Source organism: Streptomyces sp. NPDC046915, from assembly GCF_040644935.1.
Taxonomy (GTDB): domain Bacteria; phylum Actinomycetota; class Actinomycetes; order Streptomycetales; family Streptomycetaceae; genus Streptomyces.
Genome location: NZ_JBEYXB010000008.1, coordinates 181699 through 200146, shown reverse-complemented (window position 1 = coordinate 200146; position 18448 = coordinate 181699). Strand labels below are relative to the sequence as shown.

At 71.9% G+C, this 18448-nt stretch carries 15 protein-coding genes and 1 pseudogene; 14 read left to right on the top strand and 2 right to left on the bottom strand.

Annotated features, from left to right (window positions below; translation table 11 throughout):
* The first annotated feature begins 69 nt into the window (after positions 1 to 69).
* The 9 genes and pseudogenes from ABZ915_RS22135 to ABZ915_RS22095 all read left to right on the top strand — a co-directional run.
* Positions 70 to 864, top strand: coding sequence for a TIGR03084 family metal-binding protein (locus ABZ915_RS22135; RefSeq protein ID WP_361805598.1), 795 nt, complete (start codon positions 70 to 72; stop codon positions 862 to 864).
* Complete coding sequence (locus ABZ915_RS22130; protein ID WP_361805595.1) at positions 861 to 2555, top strand: acyclic terpene utilization AtuA family protein; 1695 nt, start codon at positions 861 to 863, stop codon at positions 2553 to 2555. Before ABZ915_RS22135 ends, ABZ915_RS22130 begins: the two co-directional genes overlap by 4 nt.
* The gene (locus ABZ915_RS22125; protein WP_361805592.1) at positions 2552 to 4150 is read left to right on the top strand and encodes a carboxyl transferase domain-containing protein; all 1599 of its coding nucleotides are present in this window, start codon (positions 2552 to 2554) and stop codon (positions 4148 to 4150) included. Before ABZ915_RS22130 ends, ABZ915_RS22125 begins: the two co-directional genes overlap by 4 nt.
* 10 nt (positions 4151 to 4160) lie before the next feature.
* Positions 4161 to 6053, top strand: coding sequence for a biotin carboxylase N-terminal domain-containing protein (locus tag ABZ915_RS22120; RefSeq protein WP_361805589.1), 1893 nt, complete (start codon positions 4161 to 4163; stop codon positions 6051 to 6053).
* On the top strand, positions 6050 to 7213 hold the full coding sequence (locus ABZ915_RS22115) for an acyl-CoA dehydrogenase family protein (protein WP_361805586.1): 1164 nt from the start codon (positions 6050 to 6052) through the stop codon (positions 7211 to 7213). Before ABZ915_RS22120 ends, ABZ915_RS22115 begins: the two co-directional genes overlap by 4 nt.
* A gap of 37 nt (positions 7214 to 7250) precedes the next feature.
* Positions 7251 to 8828 carry a 4-coumarate--CoA ligase family protein gene (locus tag ABZ915_RS22110; protein WP_361805583.1) on the top strand — a complete coding sequence of 526 codons (1578 nt, stop codon included), beginning with the start codon at positions 7251 to 7253 and terminating at the stop codon, positions 8826 to 8828.
* Positions 8825 to 9559 (top strand): enoyl-CoA hydratase family protein, encoded by a 735-nt coding sequence (locus ABZ915_RS22105; RefSeq protein ID WP_361805580.1) that lies wholly within the window; start codon positions 8825 to 8827, stop codon positions 9557 to 9559. The genes ABZ915_RS22110 and ABZ915_RS22105 overlap by 4 nt, the downstream gene beginning before the upstream one ends.
* Positions 9547 to 10170 carry a TetR/AcrR family transcriptional regulator gene (locus ABZ915_RS22100; protein ID WP_361805577.1) on the top strand — a complete coding sequence of 208 codons (624 nt, stop codon included), beginning with the start codon at positions 9547 to 9549 and terminating at the stop codon, positions 10168 to 10170. The genes ABZ915_RS22105 and ABZ915_RS22100 overlap by 13 nt, the downstream gene beginning before the upstream one ends.
* Before the next feature lie 218 nt (positions 10171 to 10388).
* Positions 10389 to 10723 (top strand): annotated as a pseudogene (locus tag ABZ915_RS22095) (2OG-Fe(II) oxygenase family protein); the annotation flags it as partial.
* Positions 10724 to 10751: 28 nt separating this feature from the next.
* On the opposite strand, the gene ABZ915_RS22090 reads toward ABZ915_RS22095, so the two are convergent.
* Positions 10752 to 11852 carry a citrate synthase 2 gene (locus tag ABZ915_RS22090; RefSeq protein ID WP_361805574.1) on the bottom strand — a complete coding sequence of 367 codons (1101 nt, stop codon included), beginning with the start codon at positions 11850 to 11852 and terminating at the stop codon, positions 10752 to 10754.
* Between the two features lie 210 nt (positions 11853 to 12062).
* Here ABZ915_RS22090 and pdxH point away from each other — a divergent pair, with 210 nt between their 5' ends.
* The 3 genes from pdxH (at position 12063) to ABZ915_RS22075 (ending at position 15416) form a co-directional block, all read left to right on the top strand.
* Positions 12063 to 12701, top strand: coding sequence for a pyridoxamine 5'-phosphate oxidase (gene pdxH / locus ABZ915_RS22085; RefSeq protein WP_361806287.1), 639 nt, complete (start codon positions 12063 to 12065; stop codon positions 12699 to 12701).
* 565 nt (positions 12702 to 13266) lie between these two features.
* Positions 13267 to 13902 (top strand): GNAT family N-acetyltransferase, encoded by a 636-nt coding sequence (locus tag ABZ915_RS22080; RefSeq protein ID WP_361805571.1) that lies wholly within the window; start codon positions 13267 to 13269, stop codon positions 13900 to 13902.
* Positions 13903 to 14024: 122 nt separating this feature from the next.
* Positions 14025 to 15416, top strand: a complete 1392-nt coding sequence (locus ABZ915_RS22075) for a PAS domain S-box protein (RefSeq protein ID WP_361805568.1) — start codon at positions 14025 to 14027, stop codon at positions 15414 to 15416.
* A gap of 22 nt (positions 15417 to 15438) precedes the next feature.
* On the opposite strand, the gene ABZ915_RS22070 is transcribed toward ABZ915_RS22075, so the two are convergent.
* Positions 15439 to 16194, bottom strand: coding sequence for an SIS domain-containing protein (locus ABZ915_RS22070; protein WP_361805565.1), 756 nt, complete (start codon positions 16192 to 16194; stop codon positions 15439 to 15441).
* Between the two features lie 228 nt (positions 16195 to 16422).
* Between ABZ915_RS22070 and ABZ915_RS22065 the strand changes: the two genes are divergently transcribed.
* Both ABZ915_RS22065 and ABZ915_RS22060 read left to right on the top strand, forming a co-directional pair.
* A complete protein-coding gene (locus ABZ915_RS22065) occupies positions 16423 to 17115 on the top strand; it encodes a metal-dependent transcriptional regulator (protein WP_132852688.1) in 693 nt (230 codons plus the stop codon).
* 432 nt (positions 17116 to 17547) lie between these two features.
* Entirely contained in the window at positions 17548 to 18426 is an 879-nt protein-coding gene (locus tag ABZ915_RS22060; protein ID WP_361805562.1) for an alpha/beta hydrolase, read from the top strand.
* Positions 18427 to 18448: the final 22 nt, after the last annotated feature.

The following is an 18448-nucleotide window of genomic DNA, read 5'->3' as shown; positions in this document are numbered from 1 at the left end:
CGACTCGGCGGGGCCTGAATTCATGCAAGCATGCTTGATTGTTTCTACTCCCGCTGCCATGCTCCCGGCATGGCCGACCCGACGCCCGTGATCGATGACCTGTGTGCCGAGAGCGATGAACTCGACCGGCTGGTAGCCGAGTTGAAGCCCGAGCAGTGGGCCCTCGCCACCCCCGCGCCCCGCTGGACCGTCGCCCACCAGATCGCTCACCTCGCCTGGACCGACCACTCCTCCCTGCTCGCCGTGACCGATCAGGACGCCTTCGCCCGCGAGGTCGAGAAGGCGCTGACCGAGCCCGGGGACTTCGTGGACAACGGGGCGGAGGAGGGGGCCGCCAAGCCGCCCGCGCAGCTGCTCGCGGACTGGCGGAGCGGGCGCGAGGCCCTCGCGGACGCCCTGCGTGCCGCGCCCGCCGGCGCACGGTTTCCCTGGTACGGGCCGCCCATGTCGGCCGCGTCCATGGCGAGCGCCAGGCTGATGGAGACCTGGGCGCACGGGCAGGACGTCGCCGATGCGCTGGGTGTGGTGCGCACACCCACCGGCCGGCTCCGGCATGTGGTGCGCCTCGGCGTGCGGACCCGTGACTTCGCCTTCGGGGTGCACGGACTGCCCGTGCCGTTCGAGGAGTTCCGGGTCGAGCTGACCGCCCCGTCCGGCGACCTGTGGACGTACGGTCCCGAAGACGCCGACCAGCGCCTCACCGGCCCCGCCCTCGACTTCTGCCTCCTCGTCACCCAGCGCGCGCACCGCGCCGACCTCGCCCTGCGCGCCGAGGGCCCCGACGCCGACCGCTGGCTGGACGTCGCCCAGGCCTTCGCGGGCCCGCCCGGTGCCGGCCGTGCGCCGAAGGAGGCCGGGGAGTGACCGCCCCGGCGGCCCCCCTCCGCGTCGGCAACGCCTCCGGCTTCTACGGCGACCGCTTCGACGCCATGCGCGAGATGCTCACCGGCGGCGAACTCGACGTCCTCACCGGCGACTACCTCGCCGAGCTGACCATGCTCATCCTCGGCCGGGACCGCCTGAAGGACCCTGCCGCCGGTTACGCCCGCACCTTCCTCCGCCAGCTCGAGGAGTGCCTCGGTCTCGCCCACGAGCGCGGCGTCCGGATCGTCGCCAACGCGGGCGGCCTCAATCCCGCCGGACTCGCCGACACGATACGGAAGTTGGCCGACCGGCTCGGCGTCCCCGCCCGCGTGGCCCACGTCGAGGGCGACGACCTCAAGAGCCGGTATCCGGACGGCATCACCGCCAACGCCTACCTCGGCGGCTTCGGTATCGCCGCCTGTCTACGGGAGGGCGCCGACGTCGTCGTCACCGGGCGGGTCACCGACGCGGCCCTCGTCACCGGGCCGGCCGCCGCCCACTTCGGCTGGCAGCCGGCCGACCACGACCGGCTCGCGGGTGCCGTCGTCGCCGGCCACGTCCTGGAGTGCGGGGCGCAGGCCACCGGCGGCAACTACGCCTTCTTCCACGGCGGTCACGGAGACGTCCGCCGCCCCGGCTTCCCGCTCGCCGAGATCCACGAGGACGGCAGCTGCGTCATCACCAAACACCCCGGCACCGGCGGTTTCGTCGACGTCGGCACGGTGACCGCACAGCTGCTGTACGAGACGGGCGGCGCCCGGTACGCCGGGCCCGACGTCACCGCCCGGCTGGACACCGTACGGCTCACCCAGGAGGGCCCGGACCGCGTCCGTGTCGAGGGAGTGCGCGGCGAGGCCCCGCCCCCCACGCTCAAGGTCGGCCGCAACCGGCTCGGCGGCTTCCGCAACGAGGTCGTCTTCGTGCTCACGGGACTCGACATCGAGGCGAAGGCCGAACTGGTGCGGGCGCAGCTGACCGACGCCCTCGCCAAGTCCCCGCCCGCCGGCATCCGCTGGGAACTCGTCCGCACCGACCGTCCCGACGCCGGTACCGAGGAGACGGCCAGTGCGCTGCTCCGGCTCGTCGTACGGGACCCGGACCAGGAGGTCGTGGGGCGGGCGCTCAGCGGAGCCGCCGTCGAGCTGGCGCTCGCGAGCTACCCCGGCTTCCATGTGCTCGCGCCACCTGGAAAGGGCGCGCCCTATGGGGTCTTCGAGGATGCGTACGTCCCCCAGACGGATGTCGACCATGTGGCCGTCCTCCACGACGGGCGCCGTATCCCCGTGCCCCCGGCTCACGACACCCGCGTACTTGACGACGTACCGCAACCGCCCCTTCCAGCCCCCCTGCCACCCGGTCCCACCCGACGCGCCCCCCTGGGGATGGTCGCCGGAGCCCGCAGCGGTGACAAGGGCGGCAACGCCAACGTCGGGGTCTGGGCGCGGACGGACGAGGCCTGGCGATGGCTCGCGCACACACTGACGGCCGACCGGTTCCGGGAGCTGATTCCCGAGAGCCGCACGCTGCCCGTCGCCCGGCACCTGCTCCCCGACCTCCGCGCGCTCAACTTCGTCGTCGAGGGACTCCTCGGCGAGGGCGTCGCCGCCCAGCACCGTTTCGATCCGCAGGCCAAGGCGCTCGGCGAGTGGTTGCGCTCGCGACACCTGGACATCCCGGAGGCCCTCCTGTGACGGTCGTCCCGTCCGCCCTGGACACCAAGAGCCCCGACTACACGGCGAACCGCGAGGCCATGCTGGCCAAGCTCGCCGACCTGGACGCCGAGCACGCCAAGGCCCTCGCGGGCGGCGGCGAGAAGTACGTGCGGCGGCACCGCGAGCGGGGCAAGCTGCTCGCCCGGGAGCGGATCGAGCTGCTCCTCGACCCGGACACGCCGTTCCTGGAGCTGTCGCCGCTGGCCGCCTGGGGGAGTGAGTACGCCGTCGGCGCCTCCCTCGTCACCGGCATCGGCGTCGTCGAGGGCGTGGAGTGCCTGATCACCGCCAACGACCCGACCGTGCGCGGCGGTGCCAGCAACCCCTGGAGCCTGAAGAAGGCCCTCCGGGCGAATGACATCGCGCTCGCCAACCGGCTGCCCTGCATCAGCCTGGTCGAGTCCGGGGGCGCGGACCTGCCGTCCCAGAAGGAGATCTTCATCCCCGGGGGCGCGATCTTCCGGGACCTGACCCGGCTGTCGGCCGCCGGCATCCCGACGGTCGCCGTCGTCTTCGGGAACTCCACCGCCGGCGGTGCCTACATCCCGGGCATGTCCGACCACGTGATCATGGTCAAGGAGCGCGCGAAGGTCTTCCTGGGCGGGCCGCCGCTGGTGAAGATGGCGACCGGCGAGGAGAGCGACGACGAGTCGCTGGGCGGCGCGGAGATGCACGCGCGCGTGTCGGGCCTCGCGGACTACTTCGCCGTCGACGAGCGGGACGCGCTGCGGCAGGCCCGGCGGGTGGTGGCCCGGCTCAACCACCACAAGGCCCATCCCGACCCCGGCCCGGCCGAGCCGCCCAAGTACGACCCCGAGGAACTCCTCGGCATCGTCCCGGGTGATCTCAAGACGCCCTTCGACCCGCGCGAGGTCATCGCCCGGCTCGTCGACGCCTCCGACTTCGACGAGTTCAAGCCGCTGTACGGGACGAGCCTGACGACCGGCTGGGCGGCCCTGCACGGCTATCCGGTCGGCATCCTGGCCAACGCGCAGGGGGTGCTGTTCAGCGAGGAGTCGCAGAAGGCCGCCCAGTTCATCCAGCTCGCCAACCAGCGCGACATCCCCCTGCTCTTCCTGCACAACACCACCGGCTACATGGTCGGCAGGGAGTACGAGCAGGGCGGGATCATCAAGCACGGCTCGATGATGATCAACGCGGTCAGCAACTCCCGGGTGCCGCACCTGTCCGTCCTCATGGGCGCCTCCTACGGTGCCGGGCACTACGGCATGTGCGGGCGCGCCTACGACCCGCGCTTCCTGTTCGCCTGGCCCAGCGCCAAGTCGGCCGTGATGGGCCCGCAGCAGCTCGCGGGCGTGCTGTCGATCGTCGCCCGCCAGTCGGCCGTCGCGAAGGGACAGCCGTACGACGAGGACGCGGACGCCGCGCTGCGCGCGATGGTGGAGCAGCAGATCGAGTCCGAGTCGCTGCCGATGTTCCTGTCCGGGCGGCTGTACGACGACGGCGTCATCGACCCCCGCGACACCCGCACCGTCCTCGGCCTGTGCCTGTCCGCGATCCACACGGCAGCCTACGAGGGCGCGCGCGGTGGGTTCGGCGTCTTCCGGATGTGAGGGACCACCAGTGATCACTTCTGTGCTCGTCGCCAACCGGGGCGAGATCGCCTGCCGTGTGTTCCGCACCTGCCGTGAGTGGGGAATCCGGACGGTCGCCGTGCACTCGGACGCCGACGACAACGCCCTGCACGCGCGCGTGGCCGACACGGCCGTACGGCTGCCGGGAGCCTCGCCCGCCGAGACGTATCTGCGCGGCGACCTGATCGTGAAGGCCGCCGTGGCGGCCGGCGCCGACGCCGTGCACCCGGGGTACGGCTTCCTCTCCGAGAACGCCGACTTCGCGCGTGCCGTCCTGGACGCGGGCCTGGTGTGGATCGGGCCGCCGCCGCAGGCCATCGAGGCGATGGCCTCCAAGACACGCGCCAAGGAGCTAATGGGCCTCGCACCCCTGGGCGAGGTCACCGAGGCCGACCTGCCGGTGCTGGTGAAGGCCGCGGCGGGCGGCGGCGGGCGCGGGATGCGGGTCGTGCGGCGGCTCGCCGACCTGGACGCCGAACTGGCCGCCGCGCGCGCGGAGGCGGCGAGCGCCTTCGGCGACGGTGAGGTCTTCGTCGAGCCGTACGTGGAGAACGGGCGGCACGTCGAGGTGCAGATCCTCGCCGACACGCACGGCACGGTGTGGACGCTCGGCACGCGTGACTGCTCCCTCCAGCGCCGCCACCAGAAGGTGATCGAGGAGGCCCCGGCTCCGGGTTTGAATTCCCGGCTCACCGATGAGCTGTACGAGATGGCGGTGCGCGCCGCCCGCTCCGTCTCCTACGCCGGTGCCGGGACCGTCGAGTTCCTCGTCGCCGACGGCAAGGCGCACTTCCTGGAGATGAACACCCGCCTCCAGGTCGAGCACCCCGTCACCGAGGCCGTGTTCGGCATCGACCTCGTCGCCCTCCAGCTCCGCGTCGCCGAGGGCCACACCCTGGCGGCCGAGCCGCCCCCCGCGCGGGGTCACGCCGTCGAGGCCCGCCTCTACGCCGAGGACCCCGCCCGCGACTGGGCCCCGCAGACCGGTACCCTGCACCGCCTCGCCGTACCCGAGGGCGTCCGCCTCGACACCGGCTACACCGACGGCGACACGATCGGCGTCCACTACGACCCGATGCTCGCCAAGGTCGTCGCCCACGCCCCCACGCGCGCGGAGGCGATCCGCGCCCTCACCGGCGCCCTGGACCGGGCGGCGATCCACGGCCCGGTCACCAACCGCGACCTCCTCGCCCGCTCCCTGCGGCACGAGGAGTTCACCACGGGCCGCATGGACACCGGCTTCTACGACCGCCACCTCACCGCCCTCACCCCGCCCGTCCCCGACCCGTACGCCCCCCTGGCCGCCGCCCTCGCCGACGCCCACGGCCGCTCCCGCTTCGGCGGCTGGCGCAACCTGCCCTCGCAGCCGCAGACCAAGCGCTACCTGATGGCGGGCGAGGAGCACGAGGTCCGCTACCGGCACACACGGCAGGGCCTGACGGCGGACGGCGTCCGGGTCGTGCACGCCGACGCCTCCCTCGTCGTACTCGAAGTGGACGGCGTACGCAGGAAGTTCGAGGTGGCCCGCTACGGCGGCGACCAGATCCACGTGGGCGCCACCGTCCTCACCGCCCTGCCCCGTTTCCCCGACCCCACCGCCCACCACGCCCCCGGCTCCCTCCTCGCCCCCATGCCCGGCACGGTCGTCCGCGTCGCCGACGGCCTGACCGAGGGGGCCGCCGTACGGGCCGGAGAACCCCTGGTCTGGCTGGAGGCGATGAAGATGCAGCACCGCATCGCGGCCCCGGCCACGGGCACGCTCACGGCCCTGCACGCCGTGCCCGGACAGCAGGTGGAGGTCGGCGCCCTGCTCGCCGTCGTACAGGTCCCACAGGTCGTACAGGTCCCACAGGTCGCACAGGAGGAGGTTCAGGACAGTTGAGTACCACCCTGGAAACCGAGGAGCAGGGCGCCCTGCGGGCCGCCGTCGCCGCCCTCGGCAAGCGCTACGGCCGTGACTACATCACCCGCGTCGTCGCCGAGGGCGGCCACCCCGACGCACTCTGGTCGGAGGCCGCCAAGCTCGGCTACCTCGGCGTGAACCTCCCCGAGGAGTACGGCGGCGGGGGCGGCGGCATCACCGAACTCTCCATCGTCCTGGAGGAACTGGGCGCCGCCGGCTGCCCCCTCCTCATGCTCGTCGTCTCCCCGGCCATCTGCGGCACCGTCATCGCCCGTTTCGGCACCGAGGAGCAGAAACGCACCTGGCTGCCCGGCCTCGCCGACGGCACCCGGCTCATGGCCTTCGGCATCACCGAACCCGACGCCGGATCCAACTCCCACCGCATCACCACCACCGCCCGTCGTGACAGTGGGGGAGACTGGCTGCTCACCGGCCGCAAGGTGTTCATCTCCGGCGTCGACCGGGCCGACGCCGTCCTGATCGTCGGCCGCACCGAGGACGCCCGCACCGGCCGCCTCAAGCCCTGCCTGTTCATCGTCCCCCGCGACGCCGAAGGCTTCACCCGCCGGCCCATCGACATGGAACTGGCCGCCGCGGAGAAGCAGTTCGAGCTGGTCCTGGACGACGTACGGCTGCCCGCCGAGGCACTCGTCGGCGACGAGGACGCCGGGCTGCTCCAGCTGTTCGCCGGACTCAACCCCGAACGGATCATGACGGCGGCGTTCGCGATCGGCATGGGCCGGTACGCGCTCGCCCGCGCCGTCGAGTACGCCCGCGACCGCACCGTCTGGAAAGCCCCCATCGGCGCCCACCAGGCCATCGCCCACCCCCTAGCCCAGGCGCACATCGACCTGGAACTGGCCCGCCTGATGATGCAGAAGGCCGCCCACCTCTACGACACCGGGGACGACGCCGGCGCCGGCGAGGCCGCCAACATGGCCAAGTACGCCGCCGGGGAGGCCTGCGTGAAGGCCGTCGACCAGTCCGTCCACACCCTCGGCGGGAACGGCCTCACCCGGGAATTCGGCCTCGCCTCCCTGATAACGGCCGCGCGCGTGGCTCGTATTGCCCCGGTGAGCCGGGAGATGATTCTCAACTACGTCTCCCACCAGACCCTGGGCCTGCCCAAGTCGTACTGACCAGTCGTACCGACTTGGCTCGGCGCGAGGAGGAACCATGTTCCGCAGCGAGTACGCAGACACCCCGGCCGTCGAACTCCCCATCCACGAGGCGGTCCTGGGCCGCGCCGCCGAATTCGGCGGGCTGCCCGCCCTCGTCGACGGCACCGACGGCACCACCCTCACCTACGAACAAGTCGACCGGTTCCACCGCCGCCTCGCCGCCGCCCTCGCTGACGCCGGGGTGCGCAAAGGCGACATCCTCGCCCTGCACAGCCCCAACACCATCGCCTTCCCGACCGCGTTCTACGCCGCCACGCGCGCGGGTGCCGCCGTCACCACCGTGCACCCGCTCGCCACGGCCGAGGAGTTCGCCAAACAGCTGAGGGACTCCGCCGCCCGCTGGATCATCACCGTCTCACCGCTGCTGGAGACCGCCCGCCGGGCCGCCGAACTCGCCGGCGGCACAGAGGAGATATTCGTCTGCGACACCGCGAGCGGACACCGCTCGCTCATCGACATGCTCGCCACGACCGCCCCCGAACCGGCCGTCGGCATCGACCCGGCCGAGGACATCGCCGCCCTGCCCTACTCCTCCGGCACCACCGGCATCCCCAAGGGCGTGATGCTCACCCACCGGCAGATCGCGACCAACCTCGCCCAGCTCGAACCCGCCGTCCCCTCCGGACCCGGCGACCGCATCCTCGCCGTACTGCCCTTCTTCCACATCTACGGCCTGACCGCCCTGATGAACGCGCCCCTGCGCCAGGGTGCCACCGTCGTCGTCCTGCCCCGCTTCGAACTGGAGAGCTTCCTCGCGGCCATCCAGAACCACCGCATCACCGGCCTGTACGTGGCCCCGCCGATCGTGCTCGCCCTCGCCAAGCACCCGGCCGTCGCCCGCTACGACCTGTCCTCGCTGAAATACATCATCAGCGCCGCCGCACCCCTGGACGCGGCCCTCGCCGCCGCCTGCTCACAGCGCCTGGGCCTGCCACCGGTCGGCCAGGCCTACGGCATGACGGAACTCTCCCCGGGCACCCACGTGGTACCCCTGGACGCCATGCGGGACGCGCCCCCCGGCACCGTCGGCAGGCTCATCGCCGGGACCGAGATGCGGATCGTCTCCCTCGACGACCCCGACAAGGACCTCGGCACCGGCGAACCCGGCGAGATCCTCATCCGCGGACCGCAGGTCATGAAGGGCTACCTCGGGCGGCCCGACGCCACCGCCGCGATGATCGACCGCGACGGCTGGCTGCACACCGGCGACGTCGGACACGCCGACGCCGACGGCTGGCTGTTCGTCGTCGACCGCGTGAAGGAACTCATCAAGTACAAGGGCTTCCAGGTCGCCCCGGCCGAACTCGAAGCGCTGCTCCTCACCCACCCCGGGATCGCGGACGCGGCCGTCGTCGGCGCCCACAACGACGAGGGCAACGAGATCCCGCACGCCTACGTAGTCCGCCAGCCCACCGCACCCGACCTCACCGAGGGCGAGGTCACGATGTACGTCGCCGAACGCGTCGCCCCCTACAAACGCGTCCGCCGCGTCACCTTCATCGAAGGAGTCCCCCGGGCCGCCTCGGGCAAGATCCTCCGCCGGCAACTGCGGGAACTCAGGGAGCAAGCATGACGTTGATCGGACGCACGCGCGCGCGTGGCGTCGAGACACTCAGCCTCGACTCGGCGGACACCCGCAACGCGCTGTCCGCCGCCCTCGTCGGCGAACTCGCGGACGCGCTCACCGACTGCGCCAAGGACACCGACGTACGGGCCGTCGTCCTCACCCACACCGGCACCACCTTCTGCGCGGGCGCCGACCTGCGCGACCCTCCCCACCCGGACGCCCTCGTCGACCTGCTCCGGCAGATCGTCGAACTGCGCAAACCCGTCGTGGCCCGGATCACCGGGCACGTCCGCGCCGGCGGCCTCGGCCTGCTCGCCGCCTGCGACATCGCCGCCGCGTCGACCCGGTCCGACTTCGCCTTCACCGAGGTACGCATCGGAGTGGCCCCCGCCGTCATCTCCCTCACCGTCCTGCCCCGCACGGACCCGCGCGCCCTGGCCCGCCACTACCTCACCGGCGAACGCTTCGACGCGACGGAAGCCGTACGGATCGGCCTGCTGACCGCGGCCGGCGACGACGTCGACGCCGTACTGGAACCCATCCTGGACGGTCTGCGCCGGTCCTCCCCGCAGGGCCTCGCCGAGACGAAACAGCTGCTCACAGCTAGGGTGCTGGAAGCCTTCGACCGGGACGCGGCCGACCTCACCGCGCTCTCGGCCCGGCTGTTCTCCTCCCCGCAGGCCCGCGAGGGGATGACGGCCTTCCTGGAACGACGGGATCCCTCATGGGCTCTGTGAGCACAGACGAACAACAAACCGAACGCACCACCGAACGCGTCCCCAAACAGGACCGCAGCCGCGCCACCAGGCAGCGGCTCCTCCAGGCAGCCGTGGCCTGCCTGGCCGAACACGGCTGGGCGGGCTCCACGGTCGCCGTCGTCGCCGAACGCGCCGGCGTCTCCCGGGGCGCCGCCCAGCACCACTTCCGCACCCGCGAGGACCTCTTCACCGCCGCCGTCGAATACGTCGCCGAAGAACGCTCCACCGCCCTGCGCGCCCTCTTCCCCGAAGGCGCCACCGACCGCCGCGCCGTCGTCTCCGCCCTCGTCGACCTCTACACCGGCCCCCTCTTCCGCGCCGCCCTCCACCTCTGGGTCGCCGCCAGTGACGAGGACCAGCTCCGCCCCCGCGTCACGGAACTCGAAGCCCACGTCGGCCGCGAGACACACCGCATCGCCGTGGACCTGCTGGGCGCGGACGAATCCCGCCCCGGCGTCCGGGAAACCGTCCAGGGCCTCCTCGACATGGCCCGCGGCCTGGGCCTCGCCAACCTGCTCACCGACGACGCGGGGCGGCGGGAGCGGGTGGTGGCGCAGTGGGCGGAGGTACTGGACGAGGCACTGGGCTGACCACGCGTACCCTGTCCGCATGCTTCCGATGCTCGTCCGACGCCGGCACGTGGACTACGTGCGCGTCACGAGCATGGGCTGTCGGCGTTCCGCCTGAACCCGGACCCTGAGAGACAGCCCCCCGCACCCTTCCCACGGCACCCGGGCCCCGCCCCACCCCGGCGGCCGCCCGTGCCCCGTACACCCCGCGGAGTGTCGGCGCGCACAAGGACTACGGCTTCCACGACGTGCCGCCGCTGGAGGACGCCTTCGTGGTCAACCTGGCGAGCTGCTGGAGGTCGCCACCAACGGCTATCTGATCGCCACCAACCACCGCGTGGTCAGCCCGCCCCGCGCGACCGAGCGGTTCTCGGTGCCGTTCTTCTACAACCCGAGCCTGGACGCGCGCGTGGAGCCGCTGCCCTTCCCGTACGCCTCCAGCGCGCCCGGCGTCACCGACGACCCGGCCAACCCCCTGTTCGCCGAGTACGGCTACAACGAGCTGAAGGGCAAGCTCCGCGCCCACCCGCTGGCCGCCGAACGGCGTCACGCGGAGCTGCTCAGCCCCGCGTGACGCCGCTGTGAAGCCGGCCGGGCCGGCCTCAGTGCGCGATGGCCGCGTAGCCCTCGATCTCCTGGGGGCCGCGCGAACCCGGACCCACATAGCGCGCGGAGGGGCGCACGAGCCGTCCCGTGCGCTTCTGCTCAAGGATGTGCGCCGACCAGCCGGCGGTACGGGCACAGGTGAACATCGACGTGAACATGTGCGCCGGGACCTCGGCGAAGTCCAGGATGATCGCCGCCCAGAACTCCACGTTCGTGGCCAGCACACGGTCCGGACGCCGGTTGTGCAGCTCCGCCAGGGCCGCCTTCTCCAGCGCCTCGGCGATCTCGAAGCGGGGCGCGCCCAGCTCGCGGGCGGTGCGGCGCAGCACGCGCGCGCGTGGGTCCTCGGCCCGGTACACCCGGTGCCCGAAGCCCATCAGCCGCTCGCCCCGGTCCAGGGCGTGCCGGACGTAGGCCTCGGCGTCCCCGGTCCGCTCGATCTCCTCGATCATGTGCAGCACGCGGGAGGGCGCGCCGCCGTGCAGCGGCCCGGACATGGCGCCCACCGCGCCGGAGAGGGCGGCGGCCACGTCGGCGCCGGTGGAGGCGATGACGCGGGCGGTGAAGGTGGAGGCGTTCATGCCGTGCTCGGCGGCGGAGGTCCAGTAGGCGTCGACGGCGGCGACGTGCTTGGGGTCCGGCTCGCCGCGCCAGCGGATCATGAACCGCTCGACGACGGAGTGCGCCTTGTCGATCTCCCGCTGCGGCACCATGGGCAGCCCCTGGCCGCGCGCGGACTGGGCGACGTACGACAGGGCCATCACGGCGGCGCGGGCGAGGTCGTCGCGGGCCTGCTGCTCGTCGATGTCGAGGAGCGGTTTGAGGCCCCAGACGGGGGCGAGCATGGCGAGCGCGGACTGCACGTCGACGCGGATGTCGCCGGAGTGCACGGGGATGGGGAAGGGCTCGGCGGGCGGCAGGCCGGGGTTGAAGGCGCCGTCGACGAGCAGCCCCCAGACGTTCCCGAACGAGACGTGGCCGACCAGGTCCTCGATGTCGACGCCCCGGTACCGCAGGGCGCCGCCCTCCTTGTCCGGTTCGGCGATCTCCGTCTCGAACGCGACGACTCCTTCGAGCCCGGGTACGAAGTCCGACATCAGGCGGCTCCTAGTGAGGTGTGCGTGAGGTCTGCGGGCGCATGAGCCGTCACGGTTCCACGGTCCCACTCGCACGATATCGGTGAGTGCCACCGATGGGGAGACCGTACGGCACTGAGTGCCACACAACACGGTAGGTGGATACGGCAAGATGACCGCGTGACCGACCGCGACGTGACCGACCGTGACACCTTCCGTGACCCCGCCGCGATGCGCAAGCAGTACCGGGCGGAGGGTCTCGACGAGCACGAGCTGGCCCCGCACCCGATGGACCAGTTCACCCGCTGGTTCGAGGACGCGTCGCAGGCGACCCTCCAGGGCACGCTGCACGAGCCGAACGCCATGGTCGTCTCCACCGCGGACGCCGCCGGCCGGCCCAGCTCACGTACGGTCCTGATGAAGCAGTACGACGTCCACGGCTTCGTCTTCTTCACCAACTACGACTCCGGCAAGGCCCGCGACCTCGCGGAGAACCCGCACGTCTCGCTGCTCTTCCCGTGGCATCCGATCGCCCGGCAGGTCATCGTCACCGGTATCGCCCGCCGTACCGGCCGCGACGAGACGGCCGCCTACTTCCGCACCCGCCCGCACGGCTCCCAGCTGGGCGCCTGGGCCAGCGCCCAGTCCTCGGTGATCGACTCCCGCGCCGAGCTGGACGCCTCCTACGCTGGGCTCAGCGCCCGCTACCCCGAGGGCGAGCAGGTCCCGGTCCCGCCGAACTGGGGCGGCTACCGCGTCGCCCCGCGGTCGGTGGAGTTCTGGCAGGGCCGGGCGAACCGCCTGCACGACCGTCTGCGGTACGTGGCCGAGCCGGAGGGGGGCTGGCGGGTGGAGCGGTTGAGTCCTTGAGCCCCTACCCCCTGGGGGCCCGAAATGCAGGCGACCCGCGAGCTCAGGTCCCTCCGCCTTACGGCGGGGGAGCCGGCCGGACGTACCGGCGAGCTCGCGGGTCGGGTGACTGCTTGGGATTGGCCGGCTGCACGCTTGTCACGTGCTGGTCCGGCACCGCACTTCATGTGGGGACGGGCCGCTAGCCCGCAGCCACCTCGCGCGTCCGGGATTCACTCATGTACCGGATCACCTCCTTTCGGGCGTGAGTCACACACTAGGAACCGCCCGGGCACCGATCAACCCTTTTTTTCGGGCGGTCGCGCGCGCTGGTTCTGGTCGACTGCTGTACCCGTATCCGTCGGCTCGCTGAAGAAGCCGTAGATTCCGGTGGGAGACGTTCAATCGGCCCGCTGGTGTGGTGAGGCTGTGCTGTCCCCTGGCACGTACGGAGATGCGCCCGGTCCACGTTCCCGCCCATTTGCCGGATGGCACCGTGGCCCGTACGAGATCGCCGGTCCCGTACCCGAAATGCTTTTTGGTTCGGGCCCTCCGCAGGCGAGGGAAGCCGAACCGGTCCGGAGTCGTGCGGGCGTACGAACCACGCCCCGTCGCCTTGGCGACGAGGTCTGGTGGTCGTACCAAGGGGAACCGCATCGCCACGGGGCTGGACAAGACGCACACTATCGATGCGCTCTGCGTGGGTCTTTTGGATCACGAGCACGGTGACGCCGTCGTCCGGTTCCCCGAGGGGTACGCGCGGCGGCGGGGGCTGCGGATCGAGGCCGTGGGCAGTGAGCTCGCGTTGGAGCAGTGGCGGCATGTGCACAACGTGATCGTGCCGCCGGCGGCGATGCCATTGGAGGACGCGCGGGAACGGCTGGGGCGCAATCGGCTGGTCAACGCGTATGTGGGCGACGTGCTCGTCGGGAATTCCACCGTGCGTCCGCCGCGGGACGAGGACGGGGTGGCCACGGTGATCGCGCGGGTGCTGCCCGAGTTCCGGGGCCGGGGGTACGGCAGGGCGCTGTACGAGGACGGGTTTGCTCACGCGCGTGTGCTGGGTGCGCGGGGGGTGGAGACGTGTGTGCTTGCCGTCAACGAGCACGGGCTGAGGTTCGCCGAGAAGTGTGGTTTCGTCGAGGTTGAGCGGTATGTGCTGGACGGAGAAAGCGACGAGTGGACCGACCTCGGGCTGGGCACTCTCACAGTGAGCGGTTGATCTACAACAATTCCTTCAATCTTGTGGGAACCAAGTGTGCGCTGCGTCACGTTCGAGTTGAATGAAGGTGAATGAGCGAACCGTAGTGCCGTAACCGCGGACACAGCCTGCAGGGGGTCCAGGTGAGTGCTTCCCGGCGTAGTGGGACCACCGATGAGCTGGGGCCCGGCGAGCCAGAGCGGGACGGATCCGACCTGCTTGCCGCCCTGCTGGACGGGATGGACGCGGCCCTGTGCGCTTTCGACGCGGACGGCGTCGTCACGCACTGGAACCGTGAGGCGGAGCGGATCCTGGGCTGGACGGCCGCGGAGGCGGTGGGACGCAAGGGGTTCGCGGGCTGGGCGGTGCGTAGCGCCGACGCCGAGGAGGTCGAGGGGCGGCTGCTGTCGGCCATGCGGGCTCCGGGGCGGCAGGTGCACGAGTTCGCGCTGGTGACGAAGGACGGCGGACGGGTCCTGGTGCGCACCCAGTCGGCCGCCGTGCGCGGGCCGGACGGCAAGCCCGCCGGGGTGTACTGCGCGTTCAGCGAGGTGCACGCGCAGATCGATCTGGAGCGGTCCATCGCGTTGAGCGAGGCGCTGTTCGAGGACGCCTCGTGGGGGGTCGTGCTGGTCGACGCCGATCTCAGGCCCGCCGTGGTGAACGCGCACGCGGCGCGGGCGTTGGGGATCGGGCGTACGTCGGTGCTGGGGCGGCCGATCGGGGAGTTGCTCTCGCAGGGTGTGGAGGAGCTGGAGGGCGCGCTCACGCATGTGCTGGCCGAGGGTGCGCCGCCGGCGCCCGCCGAGATGTGGGTGGGTGTGCGTACCGCGGAGGGCGAGCGGCGCAGGTGCTGGCGGAGCTGGTTCCTGCTGCTGGCCTCGCCGCTGGCGGAGGAGCCGGTGCCGCTCGGGGTGAGCTGGATGTTCCAGGACGTCACCGAGGCCAAGCAGGGTGAGCAGGAGGCGGCGCTGCTGCGCTTCCGTACCAATCAGCTGCACCGGGCGGCACGGGCGGCGGCCGAGTGCGAGGACCCGGCGGAGGCGGCCACCGTCCATCTGGACTTCGCGCTGGCCGGGTTCGCCGACCACGCGCTGATCGACCGGGTCGCGGGTGCTCCGGTCGCGGAGGCGTCCGCGCGGGTGCGGCTGGTGCGGCTCGCGGCCACGCCGTCCGGGGCGCCGGGGCCCAGTCTGCTGACGGGTGCGGCCGGATTGCCCGTGCGGTACGAGGAGGGGCATCCCGCCCTTCAGTGTGTGGAGCGGGCGGGGACGGTGCGGGCGGATGCCGGTGATGTGCCGGACGAGCGGAGCCGGGAGTGGGCGTCGGCCCGGCAGTGGCCCGCGGAGAGTGTGCATTCCCTGTGCGCGGTGCTGCGCAGCCGGGGACGGACGCTGGGTGTGGTGACGTTCCTGCGGGGGCGTGGCCGCAGCCGCTTCGAGCGGTCGGACGCCACGTACGCGGAGGATGTGGCGGTGCGGATCGCGGCGGCGCTGGATCTGGCCGGGGTGACGGGGGCGGCCGCGGAGGAGTGAGCGCCGCCCGCCGCGACCGCTCTCAGCGCCGGTAGAAGATCCGGTCGCCGTACTGCTCCATGACCCGGTTGTTCCATTCGAGCCCGCCGTCGACGTTGCCGGAGCGCAGCAGCGGGGGTTCGATGCCCCGGTCGGCGAGGGCGGCGGCCGCCGTGGCCATGACCGCCTGGAGGAGGGCGGCGGTGACGACGGTGGAGGCGGGGGCGAAGGGCGCGGGGACGGTGTCGAGGGTGAGCTCGGCGTCGCCGACGGCGATCTTGGAGTCGAGGACGATGTCGCAGTGGTCCTTCAGGAAGGTCCCGGAGGTGTGCCGGGACGTGGTCCCGGTGGTGTAGGCGACCGAGGTCACGCCGATGACGTTGACGCCGAGGGCACGGGCGTTGATCGCCATCTCGACGGGCAGGGCGTTGCGGCCGGAGAGCGAGATGATCACCAGGGTGTCGCCGGCGCGGAGGGGTGAGGTGTCCAGGACGGCGGCGGCGAGGCCGTCGACGCGTTCCAGGGCGGAGCCGAGGGTGGCGGGGGTGACGTCGACGCCGACGGCCCCGGGGACCGTGAGCAGGTTCATCAGGGCGAGGCCGCCGGCCCGGTAGACGACGTCCTGGGCGGCGAGCGAGGAGTGGCCGGCGCCGAAGGCGAACAGCCGGCCGCCCGCCTCGACGGTGTCGGCGAGGAGCTTCCCGGCGGCGGCGATGGCCTGCGGCTCCTCCTCCTTGACCCGGCGCAGCAGGCCGATGGCGGCGTCGAAGAACTGGTCGGCCGGCGTGCCGTCGGTCATGCGTTGCCCCTTCGCAGCGTCTGTGTCGCGGATCACCGTGCGGTCTGGACCAGTGCGCTGTCAATACGGCGTGCCGGCCTGGAGCGGGCCTCGAGTGCGTGTACTCGTCGGGGTGTGGGTTGCGGCGGCGCGGCACGGTTGTCAGTGGTATGCGTCAGAATTGAATCCAGGGCCAGCGCACGCGCCGGTGAGCCGTGAGCTTCCGGCAGAAGCAATCGAGGGGCACGAATGTCCGGACTGATCGACACCACGGAGATGTATCTCCGCACCATCCTCGAGCTCGAGGAGGAAGGCGTGGTCCCGATGCGCGCCCGGATCGCGGAGCGGCTCGACCAGAGTGGGCCGACGGTGAGCCAGACGGTGGCGCGGATGGAGCGTGACGGTCTGGTGTCGGTGGCCAGCGACCGGCATCTGGAGCTGACCGACGAGGGACGCCGGCTGGCCACCCGCGTGATGCGCAAGCACCGGCTCGCGGAGTGTCTGCTGGTCGACGTGATCGGCCTGGAGTGGGAGCAGGTGCACGCGGAGGCGTGTCGCTGGGAGCACGTGATGAGCGAGGCCGTGGAGCGTCGCGTGCTGGAGCTGCTGCGTCACCCGACCGAGTCGCCCTACGGCAATCCGATCCCGGGGCTGGAGGAGCTGGGCGAGAAGGACGGTGCCGATCCGTTCCTGGACGAGGGCATGGTGTCGCTGGCCGACCTGGATCCGGGCTCGGACGGCAAGACGGTCGTGGTGCGCCGGATCGGCGAGCCCATCCAGACGGACGCGCAGCTGATGTACACGCTGCGCCGGGCGGGTGTGCAGCCCGGTTCGGTGGTGAGCGTCACGCAGGCGGCGGGTGGTGTGCTGGTCGGCAGCGGTGGTGAGGCGGCCGAGCTGGAGGCGGATGTGGCTTCCCATGTGTTCGTGGCGAAGCGCTGAGGTCGGTTGATCTGTATTGATCCGGTGGTAAGCACCGGTTCGTCCGGAAGCGGCGGGTCCGGCGGGTGGTGCCGAGGCCGTCTGTGCCGAATCGCAGCGCGCGGACCTTTCGCGTGCCAGGCTGTGCCGCGAGGCATATGACCTGAGGGGGCGGGGAGCATGCGGCCGCAGACAAGGGGATGGCCCCGGCGCCGTCTGGTGCCGGGGCCCGTCCTCCCCTGTGCTGACCCGGAGCCCCGAGCTCTCAGGGTCATTCCCCGCGGACCGTTTTCCCCGAGCGGTCCGCCCCCCGCAGAGAAGATCCCCTGGGCGGCGGCGATCATTCCTTGAGGGGTGTCACTCGATTGAGGGGTGTTGACCGCAGGGACGTAATTTTCGAATAGCTATTCGATAGTGTGCGGGTGTCCGAGCGGAGCTAGGGGGGCCAGACCCATGGCACGGCGCATCGATGTGACGGGAGCGGGCGGCGTACGGCTCGCCGCCTGGGAGTTCGCGGACCCTCCCAAGGGCGACCCGGCCGCCGCGGATTCCGACCGGGCACAGCCCGGCGTGCTGTTACTGCACGGCCTGATGGGCCGCGCCTCGCACTGGGCGTCCACCGCCCGCTGGCTCTCCGAGCGGCATCGCGCCGTCGCGCTGGACCAGCGCGGCCACGGCCAGAGCGACAAGCCCCCACAGGCCGCATACACCCGCGACGCCTACACCGAGGACGCCGAGGCCGCCGTCGAGCAGCTCGGTCTCGCGCCCGCCGTCCTCATCGGCCACGCCATGGGCGCGCTGACCGCCTGGCAGCTCGCCGCCAAGCGCCCCGATCTGGTGTGCGGCCTGATCATCTGCGACATGCGGGCCTCCGCGCTCGGCGCGACCTCCCAGCGCGAGTGGGCCGACTGGTTCAGGTCCTGGCCCGTCCCCTTCGCCACGCTCGCCGACGTACGCAAGTGGTTCGGCGAGGACGACCCCTGGGTGGAGCGGCCGAACCCGTGCCGGGGGGCGTTCTACGCGGAGGTCATGCACGAGACGCCGGACGGCTGGCGGCCCGTCTTCGAGCCCGAGCAGATGCTCAAGTCCCGCGAGACCTGGGTGTACGACGCCCACTGGGAGGAGCTCGCGCAGGTCCAGTGCCCCGCCCTGGTCGTGCGCGGGCTCGACGGGGAGCTGGGGCGCGCGGAGGCGCAGGAAATGGTGCGGGTGCTGCCGCGCGGGCGGTACGCGGAGGTGGCGGATGCCGGTCACCTTGTCCACCATGACCGGCCGGAGGCCTGGCGGGGGGCCATCGAGCCGTTTCTTGACGGGGTGCTCGGGGTTGTTTGAGGGGCAGGGGCGCTGAAAGTGC

Bases quoted from the DNA above. Each gene is read 5' to 3' on its own strand.
- ABZ915_RS22105 (WP_361805580.1), top strand. From the start codon at position 8,825: ATGACGTTGATCGGACGCACGCGCGCGCGTGGCGTCGAGACACTCAGC.
- ABZ915_RS22090 (WP_361805574.1), bottom strand. From the start codon at position 11,852: ATGTCGGACTTCGTACCCGGGCTCGAAGGAGTCGTCGCGTTCGAGACG.
- ABZ915_RS22070 (WP_361805565.1), bottom strand. From the start codon at position 16,194: ATGACCGACGGCACGCCGGCCGACCAGTTCTTCGACGCCGCCATCGGC.
- ABZ915_RS22135 (WP_361805598.1), top strand. From the start codon at position 70: ATGGCCGACCCGACGCCCGTGATCGATGACCTGTGTGCCGAGAGCGAT.
- ABZ915_RS22060 (WP_361805562.1), top strand. From the start codon at position 17,548: ATGGCACGGCGCATCGATGTGACGGGAGCGGGCGGCGTACGGCTCGCC.
- pdxH (WP_361806287.1), top strand. From the start codon at position 12,063: ATGCGCAAGCAGTACCGGGCGGAGGGTCTCGACGAGCACGAGCTGGCC.
- ABZ915_RS22065 (WP_132852688.1), top strand. From the start codon at position 16,423: ATGTCCGGACTGATCGACACCACGGAGATGTATCTCCGCACCATCCTC.
- ABZ915_RS22110 (WP_361805583.1), top strand. From the start codon at position 7,251: ATGTTCCGCAGCGAGTACGCAGACACCCCGGCCGTCGAACTCCCCATC.
- ABZ915_RS22100 (WP_361805577.1), top strand. From the start codon at position 9,547: ATGGGCTCTGTGAGCACAGACGAACAACAAACCGAACGCACCACCGAA.